Below are 21,003 nucleotides of genomic sequence, written 5' to 3' on the forward strand. Positions count from 1 at the left end.
AGCCATGTGCCCTTGGCCTGTCGTCATCGCCACTGCGCCTAGGCAGAATAGCCCCGTCTGCAATGAAAGCGACAAGCCCCTGGGCTTTCAATTCCTGCTGAATGACAGCCCAAATCTCAACACACTCAATATGTTTTTCCAGAGCCTTTTGGGTGGAGTCATCATAATTGTTGAGCAAGAGAGCATTCCTGGCGATCCTCGGCAATTCCTCCTCCAACATGATCCTGGCCTGCGGAAAACTCAATTGTCCCCCACCCCTGCCCTGCATAGAAGGAAAACTAAAAACAAACCGCAAAGCGACTTCATTGCCGGAAATCTCAACCGCCCCCCTCTGCAAAACAGATTGACTAAGTTCTATAGTACGGAAAGAACCACTGCCGTCTTTACCTCTGTTCTGCTGAGCAAAAAGAATTATGCCTTCCCTGAATCTGCGAATTAGGAAATCTGAAAGGGCAAGTCGGCGGGCCGGTGACGATATCAAAGCATCATGGAAACCGGCCACACTTTTTCCAACAGCAATGCGAATGATAGAAGCGGGATCTGCACCAGGACTCCCCTGAATACGTTCAAATCGAAGCGTAAAATCATCAAAGCTGAAATCTATGCCTAGCCGCAGTTTTCCTTTTATTTTACCGAATGGTGCTCTATGCAGGTCTTCTAGGATTTTAAGTAGTGCTTTCAAGATGTTCTCTCCTTGGTTGCTGAACACACCAGAATTGTAATGTATGCAGGTGTTATGTGTAAACACCGGCAAATTTATTTTATCTAAATCGAAATGACTCAGAAGAAGTTGACAGGACTCGTCGAGATGATCTTGTTTGTCAGGTACATCTCCTGTCTTGCTCTGCTGCCTCAGATCGAAAGACTTTTCGAGTCCATCCGCAAAAACAATGGCGAACAAGAATTGATCGTTGATTTTCTGGACAAGCTGTATGATCTTCGATTTTCATACCTTGTTCCACCTAGTGAAGCTATTATGAGGGTTGGGTGGCAAAACGTCCCACCGCTTCAACCGAGTCATCCTTCAGTTCTAAATACATGTTGTCAAAATCCACGAATAAAGCGCATCGTCTTATAGCTTGATTACTCATAACTGTATCCTAGTCGATGGATCACGGTTTGCCGTAATTAGCTTCGAGTGTTGGGTGTCAGATAATGGCTGTCATTCTTTCGATGTGTAATCATATCTGATGATTTCCACGAAATCTTGTCCTGCAATATTGCAGGAACTATTCTGTCCCTACCTCCTTATCTGCCTTCCACTCAATAGTTATTCGCTCACGGTCCAACAGTATGCCGAATTTCTTTGTCCTCTTCCCTGTTCTGGCGGAAAGAGGTATGGGCGCGTCGGAGATCTGGAGTGCCGGTGCAATGGACTGCCCGAACGCGTTGAGGATGATTTCGTTTATTTTGTGTTTAGCGGGATTAAATGATGCTTCTTTTTTGAAAGATTTGTAGACGGAGGGAAACTCGTCCGGGATTTCTTCAAACTTTTTGAGAATCATTTGGCGGATACTCTGGATATCGCTGTCCGATGAGGAGATCTCATTGAAGTCGAGAAAGCAAATTTTTTTCTCGCAATTATCGCACGATTCATCAAGGATGCATTCCTGCTTTTTGACTGCAAAAAAAGTATACAAGGCCAACCAAGTCGGGTGAGTCAATTCCGCTTCGAGCATTGATCCAAAGATCAGTTTTCTCTCTGATAATGAGATGGTCAGTGCCGGTTTTTCATCCCTTATCAGTCCGGCCAGCAGATCGGCCGGTTGCTTGACCTCATCCATGAGTTGCTCCGACAGAAAATATCTTGCCGGCACGTACGGCAGATTGATGAGGTTAACCTGGATGTCCTTGCTGTTTATTGTTCTCACCTTCCCGTCAGTAAAATCGGTGTAGGAGTACTTCTGTTTCTCCTTGGGTGGGTACCAGAAAGATCTGTTCGTTTTGGTGGATTTGGCTCTCTCCACTTCAGAGGGAGCAATAAGGACATGATAGATTCGGTCCCGGGGTCTACCATAGAACTGTGCTGCCAGAGCGAGGCAGCTGGTCATGGTTTTTCGACCTCCTGCCACCAGGAAATATACGGTCGTATCTTTTCTGGTGGTCATTTCATGGGTAAGTTGCAGGCACTTGGTCAACAGGATTTCGTTGTCGTCGGGTGTTAGGATATCATTTATTTCTTTTCCATTGGCGTCTTTCAGAACATGGAGATTGGTTTGCGGGTTATAGTCTATCGGCGGCATTTCATATTCGTCAATAAGAGCCTGTAGCTTTCCCTCATAGGGTGAAAGAACTGTTTCGAGGAGTTTACCCTTGCCGCCTCCGGTCGTGATAACGTGAAGCTCATCTACCGGCTTCTTTTCCATAAAAAGAGCATAGATGGTCTCGGTAATTACGGCCGGGCTCAAGCCGGATACAGCCAGCAGGATCCTTTTCATTTTATTCTCCCTGAACAACTTGCTTCTTACCTAATTTTTTCGCTCAAAAGTTAGTGGTTTGTTTACATGCTTGCCTATCCGGAGGAAGGTGCATTAACAGATGAAACGATATCGCTGACACAACTGCCGCCGCCGCATAGAAATAAAGTCCCGCGTCGGCGGTAAACCGAAAGTGGAAGCCCTCCGCCTTCATGAAGACGATCAGCATGCCGACGATGAAGACGTCGGCCATGGACCATTTGCTGACCGAATTCAAGGTGGTGAGGAGGCGATGCCTGAAGGTTGCTTCCAGCTTGTGCCCGAAAAGAGTCAGGAAGAAAACCAGCCCGATCTTGATGAAGGGAAAGCCGATGGAGAAGAGAGCGATGGCGATTCCCACCAGGAATTCGCGGGCCAGGAACAGATTGCGGATAATTTCAAAAAGGTAATGCGGGCCGGTGGGGATATTTCCTTTCTGGATTATCCACTCCTGGGTCCTGGCAGCAAGAAAGTCGGGCAACCAGTCCGGCAGTTCCAGGCTGAATTCACTGTACATGAAAGGATAGCAAAACGCCGCAACGAGGCACGCCGCAGAAATGATGTTGAAAGATATTAGGATGAGACGGTTGTTCACGTTGAGTTTCACGGCACCACGATGTAACAAAGGGGATGTAATTATAAAGTTGCTGTTGGATAATGAATCGAGATAATCTTCAAGCACAACAATAATTATTTAATGGACCTAACCAAGGACGTCAACAAAACAGAATGGTAGGTTTTACCCAGAAAACTACTAGGTTTACCCTAGTAGTTTTTGCTGGAACGCTTACCCAGAGGACGTTTCACGAGGATGTCGAGTACTAGGTATTTGGGGGGGGCGCCCGGCATTTTTGGGGCTTTTATTGTTCTGGCTCTTTTACTGACTCTTTGTGTAAGCCTTGCAAATAAATCCGGGAGGAACAGGTAGTCGATGGGTGTCAACAGACAAAAACTGGGCGTTGCGGCCTGCTACCTGTTCCTGACCGTGCTGGCCCTCATCTATCTCGCCCCGGTTGCCTACATGCTGGTAAGCAGTCTGAAGCCCGATGACCAGGTCCTGGCCCAGGGGATTTCCTGGCGGGCCTTTATGCCCATTGATGCCTCCTTGACCAACTATTACGATGTGTTCAACCGGGTCCGTTTTCCCCGGATTCTCTTTAATTCGCTCTTCATCACCTCCTCGATCATGGCCGGCGGGCTGCTGGTGAATTCCCTGGCCGGCTATGCCCTGGCCCGGCTCAACTGGCCGGGCCGCAAGGCGATGCTGACCTTGGTCCTGGCCCTGTTGATTCTTCCCTTTGAGACCATTGCGGTGCCGCTTTTTTTCCAGATGAGTCTGCTCGGCTGGCGGGACAGCTTCCAGGTGCAGATCGTGCCCTTTATTGCCGACGCCTTTTCCATCTACCTGTTCTACAATTTTTTTCTCTCCCTGCCCCGGGAGTTGGAAGAGGCGGCGCGGATGGACGGGGCCGGTCCCTGGCGCATTTTTTTCTACATCATCGTGCCCATGGCCAAGCCGGTCTTTGCCACTGTGGCGATCCTTACCTTTCTCATGCGCTGGGGCAGCTATCTCTGGCCGCTGATGGTCACCACCGGCGAGACCTACCGGCCCCTGCCCGTGGCCCTGGCCGCCTTTGAGAACCAGGTCAAGCTGTGGGGCGATATCATGGCCTTCGGAGTGATGATGGTGGCGCCGATCCTGGTCGTCTTCCTGATCTGGCAGCGCTGGTTCGTCCAGGGAGTGGCTGCCACCGGCACCGGCGGCAAGGGGTAGATTGAACAAATTTGTTCAATGGTCGTTGATTATATTTGGATGATCGGTTAGATTTGCTCGTATGGACATCCGTTTCCTGCCGCATAACAGCCACTGGGAAGATGCTGGGGCGTTTTCCCGGAATGACCCGAACCTGAAACAATTGCTGAAGCAGCCGTTGGTGCACCGGTCCGCGTTGCTGGACACTCTTCCCTGCGGACAACCCGGGATCTACACGGTCAGCGGCGGCCGGCAGATCGGCAAGACCACGCTTCTGAAACAGTGGATGAACGAACTCCTGCGGCAGAACGTCAGGCCGCGGTCCATAGTCTATTTGACCGGGGAACTCATTGATGATCATCATTCCCTGGTCCGGCTCTGTTCGGATATTCTGGCGGAAATGGAAGCAGAATCACCCCTCTATGTGATTCTGGACGAGGTCACCTATGTCCGCGACTGGGACAAGGCGGTCAAATATTTAGCCGATGCCGGACTGCTTGAAAATACCGTGCTGGTGCTCACCGGGTCGGACCTGGTTATTATCCGGGATGCCCGGATGCGGTTTCCCGGCCGAAGAGGGACGGCCGACCAGGTGGATTTTCATCTCTATCCCCTGAGTTTTTATGAGACGGTCAGGTTGAAAAACCTCTTTTCCGCGGAGGAACTCCATGCTCTGCTGCGGGCCGATGACCAGGCTAGCGAGGTGCTGGAGGTTCTCTTTGCGGAATTTGACAATTACCTTGTCCATGGCGGTTTCCTGACGGCGATCAACGACCTGGCCGGACACAAGCGAATCCTGCCGGCCACCTTGATGACCTACAGCGACTGGATCCGGGGGGATTTTTTGAAAAGAGGGAAACAGGAGCATTATCTGCGCGAACTGGTCGGCGTTGTCATCAAGAGATATACGAGCCAGATCACCTGGCACAGCCTGGTGGACGATCTGTCGATAGACCATCCCCAGACAGTGGCGGACTATGTCGCTCTCCTGGTTTCCATGGATGCCGCTTTTGTCCAATCCGCCCTGAGGGAGGATAAATTAACTGCGGCTCCCAAAAAGGCCCGCAAGGTGGTTTTTGCCGATCCCTTTATCTTTCATGCCCTGCGGGCTTGGCTGTACCCGGTAAAAGACCCCTATACGGAGCAGATCGTGCCTCTGCTCGCGGACCGGGACTGGAACGGCAAGCTGGTCGAGTCCTGTGTTGTCACCCTGTTCCGGCGGCATTATCCGACCTATTATATAAAGGCAAAAGGGGAGGTGGATATTGCCTATGTCGATCAGGGCCGATTCTGGCCGGTGGAGGTGAAATGGACCGGACAGCTCCGGCCCAAGGATTTGAAACAGGTGGCCCTCTATCCCAACAGCCGCATTCTGACACGATCGAGAACCCGGGGGGAAATAGCCGGTCGGCCTGCCGAACCGCTCCCCCTGGCCCTGTTGCGCTTAGGCTGATCAGCCTGAACCGGTCTTTTTGCGGGAGTCAGGTGCAGAAATAAAGGAAAACAGATCCCAGCCAACGTCCGATGATGGTCTTGCAACAAAACGTCAGACCATTGACAGCCAGACAGGCCGCGGCTTTTTGGAGTCTCACGTTGTTTGCCTGCGAAACCGACAAAAAGGGGGAGGTATGAACAGAGCGCATCTATCCATGATTCTATTCAGAAAGAACCAGATCATCCTGTTCTTCCCGCCCTTTCCGGTCGGAGTGAGCCCCTGCTCCGCTGATAAGGAGGCGCCCGCTTCTGCCGGTTCCAGAGGGAAAATCAATGAATATTCGCTTGCCTGAACCTCGACAATACAGCAAGATCTCTCTGGAAGAAAGTCTGGCCCGGAGACGATCGGTCCGCGACTACACCGGAGAATCGCTCAGCCTGGCCGAGGTCTCGCAGCTGCTCTGGGCGGCCCAGGGGATAACCGTTGACCGGGGCGGCCGGACCGCGCCCTCGGCCGGTGCCCTGTATCCCCTGGAGCTGTATGTCTTTGCCGGCAATATTGAGAAGCTGGCGGCCGGGATTTATCATTACCGGCCCAAGCAGCATGAACTGGTTCTGGCCAGGGAGGGGGATCTGCGCGGCCGGTTGGCCGGGGCCGCCCTGGGCCAGGACGCTGTCCGTGACGGCGCCATTGCCCTGGTTTTCACTGCCGTGCCCCAGCGAACCACCCGGAAGTATGGCCGGCGGGGCATCCGGTATATCTTTATCGAGGCCGGCCATGCGGCCCAGAACGTCTGTCTGCAGGCAACCGCCCTGGGGCTGGGCGCGGTCATCATCGGCGCATATTATGATGACAGGGTCTCCGCCCTCTTGGGCCTTTCGGAAGGGGAGGACCCCCTGTACATCATCCCGGTGGGCAGGGTCAAATAGTGCCCATCCAGAAATGGTCTTTTCGCCCTTGATCGCATCCAGGGCGACCTTGGCCTTGAACTCGGCTGAGTACCGTTTACGTTTGGTCTTGCTCATGGGTGTTCCTCCTTCGTCAGTGTGTGGCTGTCCACCTTAATACACTGTCCGAATTTTGGGGACCACCTCTATCGGGCAGTTCGTTCAGGGTCCGGTCAAGTTCGGACCGATCCTTTCGAGTGACCAGGTCACGGACCACGGTGAATTTTTTCTGCACCGCGCCGTTTATTCCGAACATCAGTCCGCTTATCAGAAAACTGAGGTCGGCAAAATAGTTCTGGTTAAAGGCCTGGTGCGAGTCGCCAAATTCTTCGGACAGACTTTCGACCCGGTCCGACATTTCGATCAGTTCCCGATCATCGATGCTCCCGCCATCTTCTATCTCCACCTGTTGGCAGTAGTCCACCTGGAAACCGACCACCTCCCGGGGCAGGGACACCCCGAGTCCCTGCCATTGCTGCTGGATGTATTTTTGTAAGCGTTCACCAGCACCCCATCTTCGCACGATCAGGCCGGCTCACATAGGCATACTATAGATTCGCCGGCCTGCTTGCACGAATCCGTGGCACTGGTAAACGCTTACAGGCCGGTGGTTTCCGTAAATTTGTAACCCCTGGTGAACGGTTACGTTTACTGAATGTTTACTTTCAGCCCTTGCCGGATTTCCGCCCCCCCCATCGGCCGGATGAGGGACGCGGACCTTGTTGCTTCTCCTTTTACCCGGTCGCGGCGGCCCAGTTCAGGAGGCTGCCGGCCAGCAGGATCTCCCGGTGCCGGGCCGACACCTCCAGCCGTGCCCGGACCGGCCGGCCACCCACCTCCACGGTAATGGTTTCAGCCCCGGCAGCCAGGGAAGAGCGCAGTTCCCTGATCACCACCTCCTCCCCCTGGGTGATGGCGTCATGGTCGCCGGGGTCAACAAAGGTAAGGGGCAGGATACCGAAATTGACCAGATTCGCCTTGTGGATCCGGGCAAAACTCTTGACCAGTTTCACCCGGATGCCCAAAAAGCGGGGGGCCAGTGCGGCATGTTCCCGGGAAGAGCCCTGGCCGTAGTTCTCACCGCCGACCACCACCCCGACCTCGCCCTGGTCGCGGACCGTTTTGGCCCGGGCCACCAGCTCCGGATCAACGGAATTAAACACATATTCGCTGATCGCCGGGATATTGCTGCGCAAGGGCAGGATCTTGGCGCCGGCCGGCATGATATGGTCGGTGGTGATGTTGTCGCCCAGCTTGAGCAGTACCCGGCCATGCCAGGTCTCGGCCGGGGCGTCCATCTCCGGGAAAGGGGCGATATTCGGGCCGCGGACGATCTCGATTGTCTCGGCCTTGGCCTTGGCCAGCGGCGGCTCGATCCGCTGGTCACCGGGCAGGTAGCGCTCCGGCAGGGTGATCCGCGGGTAGTTGGCCAACTCGCGGGGATCGGTGATCCGGCCCTTGATCGCCGCGGCCACCGCCACCTCCGGGCTGCAAAGGTACACCTGATCGTTCCGGGTGCCGCTCCGGCCCGGGAAGTTACGGGGAAAGGTCCTGAGCGAGATGGTGCCGGTGGCCGGGGCCTGGCCCATGCCGATGCAGCCGAGGCAACCGGCCTGGTGGACCCGGGCGCCGGCCTTGATCAGGCTCAGCATATCGCCCAGGGCGGTAAGATTCTCCAGGACCTGCCGGCTGCCCGGGTTGATCTCAAAGCTGACCTCGGGGCTGATTGTCTCCTGTTCCAGCACCTTGGCCACCAGCAGCAGATCGCGGAGCGAGGAGTTGGAACAGGAGCCGACCAGGACCTGGTTCACCGGCCGGCCGGCCACTTCCCGGACCGGGACCACGTTATCCGGCGAAGAGGGGCAGGCAATGAGCGGTTCCAGGGCGGACATGTCGATCTCGATCACCTGATCGTACACCGCATCCGCATCAGCCGCCAGTTCCTGCCACTGATCACCGCGGCCCTGGCTCTGCAGAAATATTCTCGTATTTTCATCCGCGGGAAATACCGAGGTGGTGGCCCCCAGTTCAGCGCCGAAATTGGTGATCGATGCCCGGTCGGTGACCGACAGCTCCTTGACCCCGGGTCCGAAGTACTCCATGACATAACCGACCCCGCCCTTGACCGACAACTGCCGCAAGAGTTCGAGGAGCACGTCCCGGGCCGATACCCACTGGGGCAGCCGGCCGGTCAGCCTGACCCCGTAGACCCTGGGCATCACCAGATAAAAAGGCCGGCCGGCCATGGCCATGGCCACATCCAGACCGCCGGCGCCCATGGCCAGCATCCCCAGGCCGCCGCCGGTGGGGGTATGGCTGTCCGAGCCCAGCAGGGTTTTGCCGGGCATGCCGAAACGCTCCACATGGACCTGGTGCGAGATCCCGTTGCCGGGCGGCGAGAAATAAAGGCCGTACCGGCGGGCCACTGATTGCAGAAAACGGTGGTCATCGGCATTGCGAAAATCCGACTGCACCAGGTTATGATCAACGTAACAGACCGAAAGTTCGGTCTTTACCCGCGGAAGACCAATGGCCTCGAACTCCAGGTAGGCCATGGTGCCGGTGGCATCCTGGGTCAGGGTCTGGTCGATGCGGATCCCGATCTCTTCTCCCTTTTCCAGGCGTCCCTCAACAAGATGCGCGGCCAGAATCTTTTCCGTAACTGTCTTTCCCATAATCCGAACAACTCCTTTTTTCGTAATCGCGGCAGCGATGCTCTTAATCCTGAACCGGCCCGGGCAGGGCCCGGAACCGGCATATCAGTGCATTTGCCCACGGGCCGCAACCCGTCAGGGCCGGACACCAGGCCGGAATTATATACCACAGATCAACCTCCATGCACATTTCTTTGCGCCGGAAACCGGGCCCGGATTGCCCGGGTTCCCGGGAGCAGAGCCGGTTTTCTTTTGCTTAATGGCGCTGATTCGCCTAGATTAGTGTCCGTTTGCCAAACCATTGTTCCGGAGGGGTTGTACGGTTCCCCGGGCCGGGACCCGGTGAGACCAAAGCCAGCGGATCGATTTCAATGCATCTCAGTTCACAGTCGGTTGCCCTCCGGCGTTGCGCCGTCTATTGCCGCCGGGACCTGAAGCAGGAGGTCGACCGGATCTGCAACGCCCTCTCCTTTACTCCCGGCCCCGGCAGCCGGGTCCTGCTCAAACCGAATCTGGTCAGCGCCCGGCCGAAGACCTCCCTGGCATGCACCCATCCGCAATTCGTGGCCGCGGTGGCCGAGTGGTTCATCGATCATGGAGCCCGGGTGATGATCGGTGATTCGCCGGCCTTCGGCTCCGCCCGGCAGGTGATGAAGGCCTGCGGGATCACCAAGGCGGTGGCCGGGCTGCCGGTGCGACTGGTCAATTTCCGCAAGAAGAGACAGGTGGTTCTAAGGGGTGGGGTGTCGGTGGGACTTGCCGCCCGGGCCCTGGACTGCGATCTGCTGATCAACCTGCCCAAGGTCAAGGCCCATTGCCAGGTACTGGTGACCCTGGCGGTGAAAAATTATTTCGGTGTGGTGGTCGGGGCGCGGAAATCGTTGTGGCACATGCGCTTCGGCGGGTGCCCGGGCCGGTTTTCCGGGTTGATCCTCGACCTGCTCGACCACCTTCCCAACGGGATAACCCTGGCCGACGGGATCATCGCCATGCAGGGCAACGGCCCCATGGCCGGCAGGGCCTATCCCCTGGGGCTGATCAGCGGCTCAACCAACCCGGTGGCCCTGGATACGGCGCTGGGGGCGATACTGGGTATTGATCCGGGCAAGGCTCCCTTGCAGGTGGAGGCGGTCCGGCGCGGCCTGGCCGGCTGCCGATTGGCAACACTCAGCTATCCCCTGCTGGACCCGGATGGGCCGCGGGTGGATGATTTCGACCTGCCGGAACAACTCCGGCCGCTCCGGTTTGAACCGTTCCGGATCCTGGCCGGCGGGGCCCGGCGGCTGCTTGCATTCATGCGGCCCGGCCGTTGACCGCTTTCGGTTGAACTTCCCCGGGGCTTCCGGTAAGTTTGGGGGGCGTCGAATGACGAATAATCGAACGGCCTGGAGTTCGTCATTCGATTGTTCGCCACTGGTCCCGGTTAAGGTTAAAGCCCCCGCCTTCAGGCGGGTAGATTTATCACTTCCAATGGAATCCGGTTGGAAGGGAAGAGTTTTTTACTTCGTGTACGAGTACGTTCACGAGCACGAGCACGTCAAAAACGGGTCTTGGACCCGTATCCCGACTTTCAGTCGTTCGGAGATGTTATTTTTTTCTGAAACCTGAAACCTTATTTGATTTTCATATATAACGAGCAACACGAGGAGAACAGGACATGTTCAAGCTGCAGGGAAAGGTGGCCCTGATCACCGGGGGATCCAGGGGGATCGGCAAGGCGATTGCGGTCAGATTTGCCCAGAGCGGGGTGCACGTGGTGGTCAACTACGTGCGCCATCGGCGGGATGCCGAGGAGTGCGCCCGGGCGGTTGAGGCGCACGGAGTGAAGTGCCTGGTGATCAAGGCCAACGTGGCCAAGGACGATGATGTCCAGTCAATGTTTGCCAGGATCAGCGAGCAGTTTCCCGTGCTGGATTTCCTGGTCAGCAATGCCGCCTCCGGGGTGTTGAAACCGGCACTGGAACTGAGTTCCCGGCACTGGAACTGGGCCATGGACATCAATGCCCGGGCCCTGCTGACCCTGGCCCGTTTCGCGGTGCCGTTGATGCCCCGCAACGGGCGGATAATGGCGGTGTCCAGCCTGGGGGCGGTGCGCGCCATTGAAAACTATACCGCGGTCGGCGCCTCCAAGGCGGCCCTGGAATCACTGGTGCGCCACCTGGCCGTGGAACTCGGACCCCGCGGCATCAATGTCAATACCATCAGCGCCGGGGCCGTGGATACCGCGGCATTGAAAAAATTTCCCAACCGCAAGGAGATCCTGGACACCGCCCTGGCCCGGACCCCGCTGGGCCGGCTCACCACCCCGGAGGATGTGGCTGATGTGGCCCTGTTTCTCTGCAGCGACCTTTCCGCCATGATCCAGGGGCAGACCATTGTGGTGGACGGCGGTTATTCGATCCGCGGTTAGCCCGGGTGTCAGCCACCCAGATCGCCGCGCAACCGGCCCTGCCCCCGCGGGAAGGAGAACAGCAGTATGTTCCCCTCCCTTCGGGCCCGCAGCCCGTTGGCAAGGTGCAGGCCGGCGGCCGGCCGTCTGGTATCGATTAATTCCAGCAGTTGGGCGATGACGCGGAAATCCGGGCGGGTATCCATCAGCCAGCAGGCTGTTTCCAGCAGCCGGCGCTGCAGGGCCCGGGGCTGTTGCCGCAGCCGGTCGAGGTTTAAGGTCAGGGGCGGGGGGGCTGAGTCTTTTTCGCTTGCTTGCCGGTCCGTTGACTGGGAGAATATCCCGGCCGCCGCTGTAGCGCACAGTTCGGCGAGCAACGCTTCCTCATCCTGGAGGATGGTCGCGGTGCGCAACAGGGTCTCCCGGATGTTCGGGTTGAAACGTTGGGCAAGAAAGGGGAGCAGTTCCTGCCGGACCCGGTTCCTGAGCAGGGACCGGTCCTGGTTGGAACTGTCCCTGAGCCAGGGGATCTCCCGGTCGTGCAGATAGCGGAGGAGTTCATCCTTGGGAATGGCGAGCAGGGGACGGATGTACCTGCCGGCCCTGATGGTCTTCATCCCGGCCAGCCCGGCCCGGCCGGTGCCGCGGATGAGGCGGATCAGGAGTTCCTCGGCCTGGTCGTCGGCGGTATGGGCCAGGCCGATCTTGTCGGCCTGCTCCCGGGCCGCGGTTTTGTCCAGAAAGGCGTAACGAAGGTCCCGGGCCGCATGTTCCAGGGAGAGGCCCTTGTTCTCGGCATGCTCGCGGACCGCCACCCGGCCGATGACCCAGGGGATATCGAGTACCGCGGCCCGCCTGCCGACCAGTTCCTCCTCTTGGGCCGCCTCAACGGGCCTCAATCCGTGGTTGACATAGGCGGCGATTATTGAAAAATCGCCCGGCCCGGCCAGTCGGGCGAGCAGGTGCAGCAGGGCCATGGAATCAGGACCGGCCGAGACCGCGACCAGCACCCGGTCGCCCGGGACGAGCAGCTGTTGCCGCCCGAGTATTTTTTTTACTTTTTTTTCCAGGGGATGCATGGGGGATGACCATGATCGGTGCGATCCGCGGCAGGGCGAAGGTCTGTTCACCTCTCTTTCATACGGCCGCCTGCCGGGTGGAGTGGCTCGCCTTTTATGTCATTGCCGCTGATACGGGAATTGCCGGGCTTACCTTTTCCCGGGCCGCCCATGTCCGGGCCTGTGAACGAATCAGCCGCCGTTGTGCCAACGCCAGGTTTGCAACGGATCGTGGTCTTGGCCGGGAGATTGCTTCAGCGGTCAGCCGCTATCTCCAGGGCAGGAGCCCGGGGGTCGCCTATCCGGTCTGCTCCCTGCTGCTTGCGGCCGGCACCCCTTTTCAACAGCGGGTCTGGCAGCGCATCTCCGGGATCAGCCCGGGGATGACCCGTACATACGGTGAACTGGCCGTTGAACTGGGCGGCCCGGGATATGCCCGGGCCGTGGCCCGGGCCTGCGCCGCCAACCCCCTGGCCTTGATCGTTCCCTGCCATCGGGTGGTCGGGGCCCGGGGTCCGGGAGGTTTTGCCGGCGGCGCGACCGTCAAGCAGAGGCTGTTGCAACTTGAGGCGGCCCGGAATTGAATTACGAGCAATCGAATGTTCGATTGTTCGTCACTCGTATTTTGTAGAGAATCGACAGCAAACCGGCCCCTTCAAGGGGCGTCCAGGGCCGGGCCCTCCGGGCTCGGATATTTACCCTCTAAAAGGGTGGGATCGTAGCGCCGGATATACCGGTCCAGGTTCTCCAGGTTGCGGCGCACCTTGTCCATGATCCCGGCCTGGGGATATTTCTCGATAATATCTGCCAGCAGCCGGCGGGACGACAGCAGGAGTTCTTTTTTTCGATCGGGACTGGTGGTCCTTGTCGCCTTGGCGAACAGGATGGCGGCCTGTTTCCGGTTTTCAGCGGCCACCTGTTTGGCCACCGTCTTAATCTTGATTCCGGCCATGGCCCCGTAATCAGTGGGCAACAGGGCGGTAAAACCCTTGATCGCCTCGTCGTAACGGCGCATCTCAAGGGATCTGTTGGCCGCCTCCCACTGCATGGCCAGGGATTGTTCCTGCAGGGCCACCTCATCCCCGGTCAGGAGGGAGAGTGGTTCCTGTTCAGCCGTGGGGCCGGGCGGAATAATGACCACCGGCTCACCACCGACCCCGGGTCCGGCATTGATTCCGGTGAGCATGGTTTCCACCCGTTCCTGGACCGCTGGCAACAGATCAGCGCCGGCCAGTTCCAGGAGAACCGATTTGGCCTGTTGTTCATTCCCCTGTTTCATCAGGGTGTTCACCCGCTGGAGCCGGGAGCCGGCCCAGGCGGTGAGTCGTTCCTCCACCGTCTGCCGAAGGTATCGGGCGCTGGCGGCCAGAGGCGTGCCGGGCAGGGTCCGGTCGAACCGGTCCGCCTGTTTTATCAGGGCCGGGCCGCCCTGTCTGCCGGAAAACAGGGTCACCCCGCGGAACAGGGTGAGGTAGGCGTTGGTCTCCTCGCTCCGGTCCACCCGTAATGCCCGGAGGGCATCCACCTGGACCTGCAACCGTTTATGTTCCACGGCCAGACCGGCATGGGCCCGGGCGAGTTGCTGGTAGAGTGATTGGGCCCCGGTAAGGTCGCCCGCGGCCAGGAGCAGGTCGGCCAGGCTGTGCTGGCGCTGCCAGGGTATCTGCTTCAGGTCAGTGTTGACCGCTTCGGCGGCCAGCCTGGAGAAGACCGCGGTGGCCGCCTGGCGTTGGCCGGTGCGGAGCAGTGCCAGGCCGTACTGCTGGCGGGTGACCGCCTCCGGCAGATGTCCGGGAAACTTCCGGCCAAGACTCTGGAATGCGGCAATGGCCTCGATATCATTGCCCTGGTTTACATAGGCGGCGATCAGGGCCTCGGCCGATTGGGCCGCCATCTTCCAGGAAATGGCCGCGGTCCGCAGGTGCCGGGCCGCGGGTTCATCCGGCCCGGCGCCGGGAAAGGGGCCGCACCGGCCTTCCATGAATGCGATATCCTGTTGCAGGATATCGCTCATCTCGCTTTCTTGAACATTGTCGTCCCAGGGAACAGCGTTCCGGACGGCAATAATTCTTTCCCGCATCCGTTGGTAACCGGCCAGGATACGCTCGAATTCACCGCTGCACCCCTGCCACTGGAGCGGACCGACCATGTCCCGGTCCAGGCCGGCCTCGCCAGCCCTGGTCTCCAGCCATTGACGGAACTTTTTTTCGTAGGTTGCCAGGCGCTGCTCGACAAAGCGGAGATCCGCCTGGCTGAAGCGGATCTTTTCCCGGGAAGGCGGCCGGAGAACTTCCCCGGCAAGGGGCACCTTGATTGCGGGCTCCACGGTCTTGGTCTTTTCGGGCCGGGTCTTCTCGGCCCGGGCCGGTGCATGGACCGTTGGCCGGGGTTGTTTGGCCACCGGCCGGGGGGCCGGACGAACCACCGGCGCCTTCCGGGTTTTTTCGGGAACAGCTACCCTGGGGGTGCCGCAGCCGGAGAGCAACAGGCCGGCGCCCGCCAGGAGCAGGAGCGGAGTAATAAAAAATATCCTCTTGGTCATGGCGTCATCGAGTTCCAATAGGGGCGAAAATGTCGCTCCGGTTCCAGTTCACCATTGGCCGTAATTCTGCCAAAGGTAGTGATCGTGGCATCACCGGCTGCCATGGTTTCTCCCGGCAAGGGGGTTGCGGGCTGGAAAACGCCGTCAGCGCGATTCACCCTTACCTCGATCTGGCCCAGATCGGGCTCGAGCAGCGGGATGGTCGGCCGGGCCGAGGCGGATGCGGTAAACAGCATGTCGATCAGGTCGAATTTCTCGCCAACATTCATCTCAAGCAGGATGGCGTTGGCCATCCCGGTCCATATCGGCAGGGCCCCGCTGGCACCGGTGATATGGGTGTTTGTCCGTTCCATCGGTGAATTGTCGTCAAATCCCACATAGGCGGCAATGACGTATCCATTGGCCAGGGTCATGCCGCTGGCATCGGCCGCCACGTTGGGGACCAGGCCGACAAAGGCGGCATTGGTGAACTCGTTGGCCGTGCCGGTTTTACCGAGAACCGGCACATGGAGATCGAGTTGGGCCAACTGGGCCTCCACCTCCGCCTCAATACTGTGCAGCCGGACGTTGGCATCGGCGAACCGGCCGGTTCCAAAGCGGACCACGTTCCTGAGAATACTGTCCACGGCCAGGGTGGTTTTGGGATCAAAGACCCGTTTGTTCACCCGTTCGGGCCGAAAGATGAGGCTGCCGTCGCTGTCTTCAATCCGGTCGATGATCGCCAGGCTGCCGGGGGCGTTCTCATCGGCAAATCCGCTTGCCTTGCCGGTGCCGAGCCCCTCATAGATCCTGGCGACCTCAAAGAGTGTTATCACATTAGATCCCAGGGGAAAAGATAAAACCGGATCCAGCCTGCTCCGGATCCCCAGCTCCCGGCTCAGGGCGACCAGGTAACGGAGCCCGGCCAGGATCCGGAAATCAGGGACGGTCCGCAGCACCTCGAAGCTATAGGCGGGCAGAGCGCTCAACCGGTTGTATTCCTTGAGCAGGTATTCGGTCAGGGTCTCCAGGGTGGCGATGGAGAATCCGCCTTCGAGGCGGACCGATTCCCGGAAGAGTTCCGGGTCCTTTTCCGCCAGGGCCATGAGCAGGGAACTGGCCGCGGAACGGTCGAGTTGCTCCCAGAAACCGTCCGTGGGCCGGGAGGAGGCATAGAGAAGCGCGCCGCTGGTCCAGTCGCGGTACAAGCGGCCAAGGGGCACCGGCTCGGTTTCTTCCAGGGTGTCCCTCTGCATCCGGATATTTGATTTGAGCATAATTCCCGGGCCCACCGGAATATCCGGCGCCGCGATGACGCCGGTCTCCCCGGCGGCCAGTCGCCGCAGCTCGTTCAGCAGTTGCCGGAGGCGGAGATAATTCCGGTCGAGCAGCCGGCGGCGCAGCTCGATCTCCTTGTCCACCCGGAGTTTCCGGTTCGGGCTGAGTTCTTCATAATCCGCTTCCCGCAGTGTTTCAATTTCCCGGTAATAGTTCTCAAAGTTGATGCCGAAGTGGAGCTTGCGGAGTTGCTCCAACTCATCGATATTGCCGGCAAAGATCAGATCCGGCTCCAGGGCGGACACTGCCAGGTGGAAGGCGGCCCGAAGCAGGGCCTTGCGGTCCACCAGAATGCCCTGTTGGTCCCGAAGCCGCCGCATATAGTTGCCATAGGACTCGTCCTGCCGCCGGTTCAGGTCGAGCCGGTCGGTCACCTCCCGGAGCTGGGCCGGGGTCAGGCGGTCGCAGAGATGGTGCAGCAGCCAGATCGTGGCCAGGTTCTCCGACTTCACCCCGGCCCAGCTCATGGACACCTTGTTGTGCGGGCTGTTGTGATCGGGGCGGGGGAAATAGGCCTGGTTCTGGTAGAGGAACAGGTTCCGTTCGTTATTCAACAGGTCGGTGTTGTTCCAGGCAAGCTGCAGGGCCGCGCCGTATACCAGGGGTTTGATCGCCGAGCCCATGGGCCGCTGGGCCGCGATCGCCCGGTTATAAAAGCGGTTCTCCATGCCGCCGACCATCGCCCGGATGCGGCCGTTCTGCAGTACCAGCAATCCCCCCTGGATCTCGGGATATTTTTCCAGGTCAAGCAGGATCTCGTTGGCCAAAGGATCCTTTTCCCGGATACTGACAAAGACCGGGTCGCCGATCTTGAGCCGGCCGACAAAATCGATCAGGTCCCTGGGACTGGATTCCGTCCAGCGATTCTTCCGCCATTTTGCCAGGTCGCTGACCAGCGTTTTCAGGCCGGCTTTATCGATCCGGCCGGAGGATACGACCTTGTGCCCTTTTTTGAAAGAGACCCGCACCATTGGCGCGGCCTGGTCAATGGCAATAATCTCGCCGAACAGAAACTCCCCGGTGCGGAGATCCCGGGGGCCGGTTTTGTCCAGGTCCGGATATTGCCGGCGGAGCGCCTCGGGATCGTATCCCCGCAAGCGGACATCCAGCCGCGACAACTGTTTGCGCAGGGAATAACAGCCCTTGTCCTGCAGATTTTTGTCCACCGTGGTAAAGACCCTGATTCCGGAAGTGGATATGTTGTCGATTCCGTGCAGGGAGAGGGCCTCCTCCACTTCCGGCGCGCCCAGCGCATCCTTGACCAGGTCCATCAGGGTGTTGAGGGCAAAAAACATCCGGCCCCGCTTGAAGTTGATCTCCCGGGTCAGGGTTTCCCGGTAGCGCTGGGTATCGACCATCCCCAGCCTGTACATCTGGCCGAGCACATAATCGGCCCGCTGCCCGGCCAGGTCCCGCGCCCGGGCCGCCTCCTTCTCGCTTTTCTTGATAAAGGGGTTGTAGGCATTGGGCCGCTTGACGCTGCCGGCGATAAAGGCGCATTCCAGCAGGGTCAACTCCCGGGCCGGTTTGTCGAAATAATAACGGGCCGCCACGCCCAGACCGTGGCCGTTACCGCTGACATAGAACTGGTTGATGTAGAACTCGAGGATTTTTTCCTTGGGATAATGGTATTCAAGGCGGAGGGCGTAGAGCAGCTCCTTGAGCTTGGATCTAAGCGACCGGTCCTTGCGTTTAAAGAGGTTCTTGGCGGTCTGCTGGGTGATGGTACTCCCGCCCTGGACCACGCGGCCGGCCTTGATGTTGCTGATCATCGCCCGGGCGATGCCAACGGGATTGATCCCGTAATGGGTAAAAAAGGTGTTGTCTTCGGCCGCGATGATGGCGTTGATGAAATCCCCGGGGATCTGCTGGTAGGTGAGGTATTGCCGATGGGCGTCCTCAAAAAAGACGCCGATCTTGGTCTGCCCGTCCCGATAGTATACCGGGCTTTCCATGGCCAGTATTTTTTCAATATTGTGCTGCTTGATCTCCTCGCCGGGGTTGGTGACAACATAGTGGTAATAGGCCCATCCTCCGGCGGCTACGGCCAGTATTGCCGATACGATGCAGCCCAGGAAGAGGATGAGAAAAAATTTCTTGAACATGGCTGGTTCGCGGCGTTTCCGGGGATAACCCCATGGGGCGAAGCGCCTTGCGCGGATAATTGTTTTTTTTCAAGGGAGTTGAATCTGAAATGGTATTCCCGTGTCGGTCAGAAATCAAGGCCCATTTTACATTGTTATTCCTGACCGACCCCATACCAGGTAACCGAAGAAAATAAAAGGGATTTGTTCCCGTGATGATTTGGACGACAACTCTCGACCCAGCGGTATGACCCGGTCCGGCCGAAGCGGTTTCCCTGCTTTTTTATTGCATTCGCGACAGCATCCATGGTAATAACTGCGCAGTTTGTTTGCTGTTTTTGTCCCCGGTGAACGCTTGCCAAAAACGACTCCGGGATGATACCTGTTTACCGCGTGTTTCTTGCCTCTTGATCACATTACCGGCGTTCCGGCCGGTTAAATGAACCGCATGGTGGCTTCATTGCGCACTTTTTCATATTCCTTGTCTCTGCTCTGCCTGCTTGCCCTGCTGGGGGGCTGTGCCTCGGTGGGGGATGAATCAACCGGCATGGTCCCACTCCCGGCCCCGGTGGCCGATGATCCGGTGGAAGCCCCCCGGCCGGGTCCTGATCTGGAGTCAGCCGCGCTCCCGGAGCCGGAGGAGACCATCCCCCAGGAGATCGACGAACTGCAGAAGCTGGGCAGATGGGAGCAGGGGCAGCCGGCCGCGGAGAGCGTCACCGCCGAGATCACCTATGATTTTCCGGTCACTGTAAACCGCCAGGTCGAGTATTACCTCGATTTCTTCCAGAATCGCCACCGCCCAACTTTTGCCCGCTGGCTGGCCCGCTCATCGCGCTATCTGCCGATGATCGAGGAGACCTTCAAGGAGGCGGGTCTGCCCCTGGATCTGGCCTACCTGGCGATGATCGAGAGCGGCTTCAACGAGGCTGCATACTCCCGGGCCCGGGCCATGGGCATGTGGCAGTTCATGAAGGGAACGGGCCGCCATTACGGGCTGGAGGTCAACAACTATGTCGATGAACGGAGAAATCCGGTCAAGGCCACGGCCGCGGCCGCAGCCTATCTTGCCGAGCTTTATCAGGAGTTCGGTTCCTGGTACCTGGCGGTTGCCGGCTATAATGCCGGCGAGGGCAAGATCCGCCGGGCGATCAGGAAGTATAAGAGCAGGGACTTCTGGAAGCTGGCCGAGGGGCGTTATCTCCGCCCGGAGACCAAGCTCTACGTCCCTAAATTGATCGCCGCGATCATGATCGCCAAGCAGCCGGAAAAATACGGGTTTGCCGATATCCGCTACGATCCGCCCCTGGAGTATGACACGGTGGAGGTGCCCCGCTGGACCGCGTTAAAAGCGGTTTCGCTGGCCGCCGGAACCAGTGAGAAACATTTGCAGCGACTGAACCGGGAATTACGCAAGCCCTTTACTCCGCCGGACAACCCGGCCTATGCGCTCAGGGTGCCCAAGGGCAAGAAGGAGTTGGTGGCCCGGAACCTGCCCCGGGTCCATGCCACGGTCTCCACCAATTACAAGACCCACGTGGTTCGGAAAGGCGAGTCCCTTGACACCATCTGCAAGCGGTATGGTCTGGGCAAAACCATTATTTTAAAGGCCAATAATCTGCCCGGGGCCCGTCTCCAGATCGGTCAGCGGCTGCGGGTTCCCTTTCGGACAACCAGCTATGTCCTGCTGCCCGAGGGCCGCGTTGCCGCGGGCTATGCCCTTACTTCGGCCGCGGGCGGCGATTTTGTGCTTCACAGGATCCGGCCCGGGGAAACGGTTTCCTCAATCTCGCAGAAGTACAATGTGCCCGCCCACCTGATCGCCGCCTGGAACGACCTCAAGGATATCGGCCGGATCCGGGCCGGGCAACAGCTTGCCCTCTATGTGCGGGACGGCAATGACACCGCCGCTGCCGAACATGCCGCGGCCCGGCAGCCGAAGCCGCGGGGTAAAACCGGCGCCCGGGTCAGGACCATCGTCAGTACGGGCAGGAAGACCGCTGTAACCCACCAGGACTTCTACTACCGGGTCCGGCCGGGCGATTCCCTCTGGAGGATCGCCCAACGCTACCGGTTGTCGCCAATGGACATCAAGCAGTGGAACAACCTGAAACAGGACCTGATCCATCCCGGCAACCGTCTCCTGCTCAAGCTGGACAAGGGCGCCTAGCATGCAGGTGATCACCGGCACCGCATATTCGCACGATCGCTCTTGTCCGCATAGCTGGCTATAGCGAACAAGAGCGCCTGCACGAATCTGCACCACCTGTGATCACCTGCAACTTCTGGGATGGTTTATTCTCCATGATTGTTTCCCTTTCGTACCGGTCAGGGTCTCCTGGCCCTTTCTCTTCGACTTGTAACGGTT

General features: G+C 58.6%; 15 protein-coding genes. 7 read left to right on the forward strand and 8 right to left on the reverse strand.

The genetic code is table 11. From position 1 onward, the window contains the following. The 3 genes from L3J03_04095 to L3J03_04105 all read right to left on the reverse strand — a co-directional run. Positions 1–901 (reverse strand): ABC-ATPase domain-containing protein (locus L3J03_04095; protein ID MCF6290160.1); only part of this gene is annotated, 901 nt, incomplete at its 3' end. A 328-nt stretch (positions 902–1,229) separates the two neighbouring features. After that, a complete protein-coding gene (gene csm6 / locus L3J03_04100) occupies positions 1,230–2,438 on the reverse strand; it encodes a CRISPR-associated ring nuclease Csm6 (GenBank protein ID MCF6290161.1) in 1,209 nt (402 codons plus the stop codon). A gap of 43 nt (positions 2,439–2,481) precedes the next feature. After that, positions 2,482–3,051 carry a paraquat-inducible protein A gene (locus L3J03_04105; protein ID MCF6290162.1) on the reverse strand — a complete coding sequence of 190 codons (570 nt, stop codon included), beginning with the start codon at positions 3,049–3,051 and terminating at the stop codon, positions 2,482–2,484. A gap of 336 nt (positions 3,052–3,387) precedes the next feature. On the opposite strand from L3J03_04105, the gene L3J03_04110 reads away from it, so the two are divergent. From L3J03_04110 to L3J03_04120, 3 genes are all read left to right on the forward strand, one after another. Next, entirely contained in the window at positions 3,388–4,230 is an 843-nt protein-coding gene (locus tag L3J03_04110) for a carbohydrate ABC transporter permease (GenBank protein MCF6290163.1), read from the forward strand. A gap of 61 nt (positions 4,231–4,291) precedes the next feature. Next, positions 4,292–5,662, forward strand: a complete 1,371-nt coding sequence (locus L3J03_04115; GenBank protein MCF6290164.1) for an ATP-binding protein — start codon at positions 4,292–4,294, stop codon at positions 5,660–5,662. 314 nt (positions 5,663–5,976) lie between these two features. Beyond that, the gene (locus tag L3J03_04120; protein ID MCF6290165.1) at positions 5,977–6,573 is read left to right on the forward strand and encodes a SagB/ThcOx family dehydrogenase; all 597 of its coding nucleotides are present in this window, start codon (positions 5,977–5,979) and stop codon (positions 6,571–6,573) included. A 112-nt stretch (positions 6,574–6,685) separates the two neighbouring features. Here L3J03_04120 and L3J03_04125 read toward each other — a convergent pair whose 3' ends face one another. Together L3J03_04125 and L3J03_04130 are read right to left on the reverse strand one after the other, a co-directional pair. Further along, entirely contained in the window at positions 6,686–7,114 is a 429-nt protein-coding gene (locus tag L3J03_04125) for a hypothetical protein (protein ID MCF6290166.1), read from the reverse strand. 211 nt (positions 7,115–7,325) lie between these two features. Next, positions 7,326–9,266: an aconitate hydratase gene (locus tag L3J03_04130; protein ID MCF6290167.1), complete on the reverse strand. Its 1,941-nt coding sequence runs from the start codon at positions 9,264–9,266 to the stop codon at positions 7,326–7,328. A 350-nt stretch (positions 9,267–9,616) separates the two neighbouring features. Between L3J03_04130 and L3J03_04135 the strand changes: the two genes are divergently transcribed. Next, positions 9,617–10,558 (forward strand): DUF362 domain-containing protein, encoded by a 942-nt coding sequence (locus L3J03_04135; protein ID MCF6290168.1) that lies wholly within the window; start codon positions 9,617–9,619, stop codon positions 10,556–10,558. Between the two features lie 344 nt (positions 10,559–10,902). Continuing rightward, positions 10,903–11,655, forward strand: coding sequence for an enoyl-[acyl-carrier-protein] reductase FabL (fabL, locus tag L3J03_04140; GenBank protein MCF6290169.1), 753 nt, complete (start codon positions 10,903–10,905; stop codon positions 11,653–11,655). A gap of 8 nt (positions 11,656–11,663) precedes the next feature. Here the strand turns inward: fabL and tilS are convergent, their stop codons facing one another. Next, positions 11,664–12,713, reverse strand: a complete 1,050-nt coding sequence (gene tilS, locus L3J03_04145; GenBank protein MCF6290170.1) for a tRNA lysidine(34) synthetase TilS — start codon at positions 12,711–12,713, stop codon at positions 11,664–11,666. A gap of 5 nt (positions 12,714–12,718) precedes the next feature. Between tilS and L3J03_04150 the strand changes: the two genes are divergently transcribed. Next, the gene (locus tag L3J03_04150) at positions 12,719–13,276 is read left to right on the forward strand and encodes a methylated-DNA--[protein]-cysteine S-methyltransferase (GenBank protein MCF6290171.1); all 558 of its coding nucleotides are present in this window, start codon (positions 12,719–12,721) and stop codon (positions 13,274–13,276) included. 71 nt (positions 13,277–13,347) lie between these two features. Here the strand turns inward: L3J03_04150 and L3J03_04155 are convergent, their stop codons facing one another. Continuing rightward, on the reverse strand, positions 13,348–15,234 hold the full coding sequence (locus L3J03_04155) for a hypothetical protein (GenBank protein ID MCF6290172.1): 1,887 nt from the start codon (positions 15,232–15,234) through the stop codon (positions 13,348–13,350). Beyond that, positions 15,231–18,656, reverse strand: coding sequence for a transglycosylase domain-containing protein (locus L3J03_04160; protein ID MCF6290173.1), 3,426 nt, complete (start codon positions 18,654–18,656; stop codon positions 15,231–15,233). Before L3J03_04160 ends, L3J03_04155 begins: the two co-directional genes overlap by 4 nt. A 439-nt stretch (positions 18,657–19,095) precedes the next feature. Between L3J03_04160 and L3J03_04165 the strand changes: the two genes are divergently transcribed. Further along, positions 19,096–20,805 (forward strand): LysM peptidoglycan-binding domain-containing protein, encoded by a 1,710-nt coding sequence (locus L3J03_04165; GenBank protein ID MCF6290174.1) that lies wholly within the window; start codon positions 19,096–19,098, stop codon positions 20,803–20,805. Positions 20,806–21,003: the final 198 nt, after the last annotated feature.

This window comes from Desulfobacterales bacterium (assembly GCA_021647905.1).
Lineage (GTDB): Bacteria > Desulfobacterota > Desulfobulbia > Desulfobulbales > BM004 > JAKITW01.

What these genes read in the sequence shown, in the direction of transcription:
- csm6 (MCF6290161.1), bottom strand. Translation starts at nt 2,438, where the DNA reads ATGAAAAGGATCCTGCTGGCTGTATCCGGCTTGAGCCCGGCCGTAATT.
- L3J03_04110 (MCF6290163.1), top strand. Translation starts at nt 3,388, where the DNA reads ATGGGTGTCAACAGACAAAAACTGGGCGTTGCGGCCTGCTACCTGTTC.
- L3J03_04115 (MCF6290164.1), top strand. Translation starts at nt 4,292, where the DNA reads ATGGACATCCGTTTCCTGCCGCATAACAGCCACTGGGAAGATGCTGGG.
- L3J03_04120 (MCF6290165.1), top strand. Translation starts at nt 5,977, where the DNA reads ATGAATATTCGCTTGCCTGAACCTCGACAATACAGCAAGATCTCTCTG.
- L3J03_04130 (MCF6290167.1), bottom strand. Translation starts at nt 9,266, where the DNA reads ATGGGAAAGACAGTTACGGAAAAGATTCTGGCCGCGCATCTTGTTGAG.
- L3J03_04135 (MCF6290168.1), top strand. Translation starts at nt 9,617, where the DNA reads ATGCATCTCAGTTCACAGTCGGTTGCCCTCCGGCGTTGCGCCGTCTAT.
- fabL (MCF6290169.1), top strand. Translation starts at nt 10,903, where the DNA reads ATGTTCAAGCTGCAGGGAAAGGTGGCCCTGATCACCGGGGGATCCAGG.
- tilS (MCF6290170.1), bottom strand. Translation starts at nt 12,713, where the DNA reads ATGCATCCCCTGGAAAAAAAAGTAAAAAAAATACTCGGGCGGCAACAG.
- L3J03_04150 (MCF6290171.1), top strand. Translation starts at nt 12,719, where the DNA reads ATGACCATGATCGGTGCGATCCGCGGCAGGGCGAAGGTCTGTTCACCT.
- L3J03_04155 (MCF6290172.1), bottom strand. Translation starts at nt 15,234, where the DNA reads ATGACCAAGAGGATATTTTTTATTACTCCGCTCCTGCTCCTGGCGGGC.
- L3J03_04160 (MCF6290173.1), bottom strand. Translation starts at nt 18,656, where the DNA reads ATGTTCAAGAAATTTTTTCTCATCCTCTTCCTGGGCTGCATCGTATCG.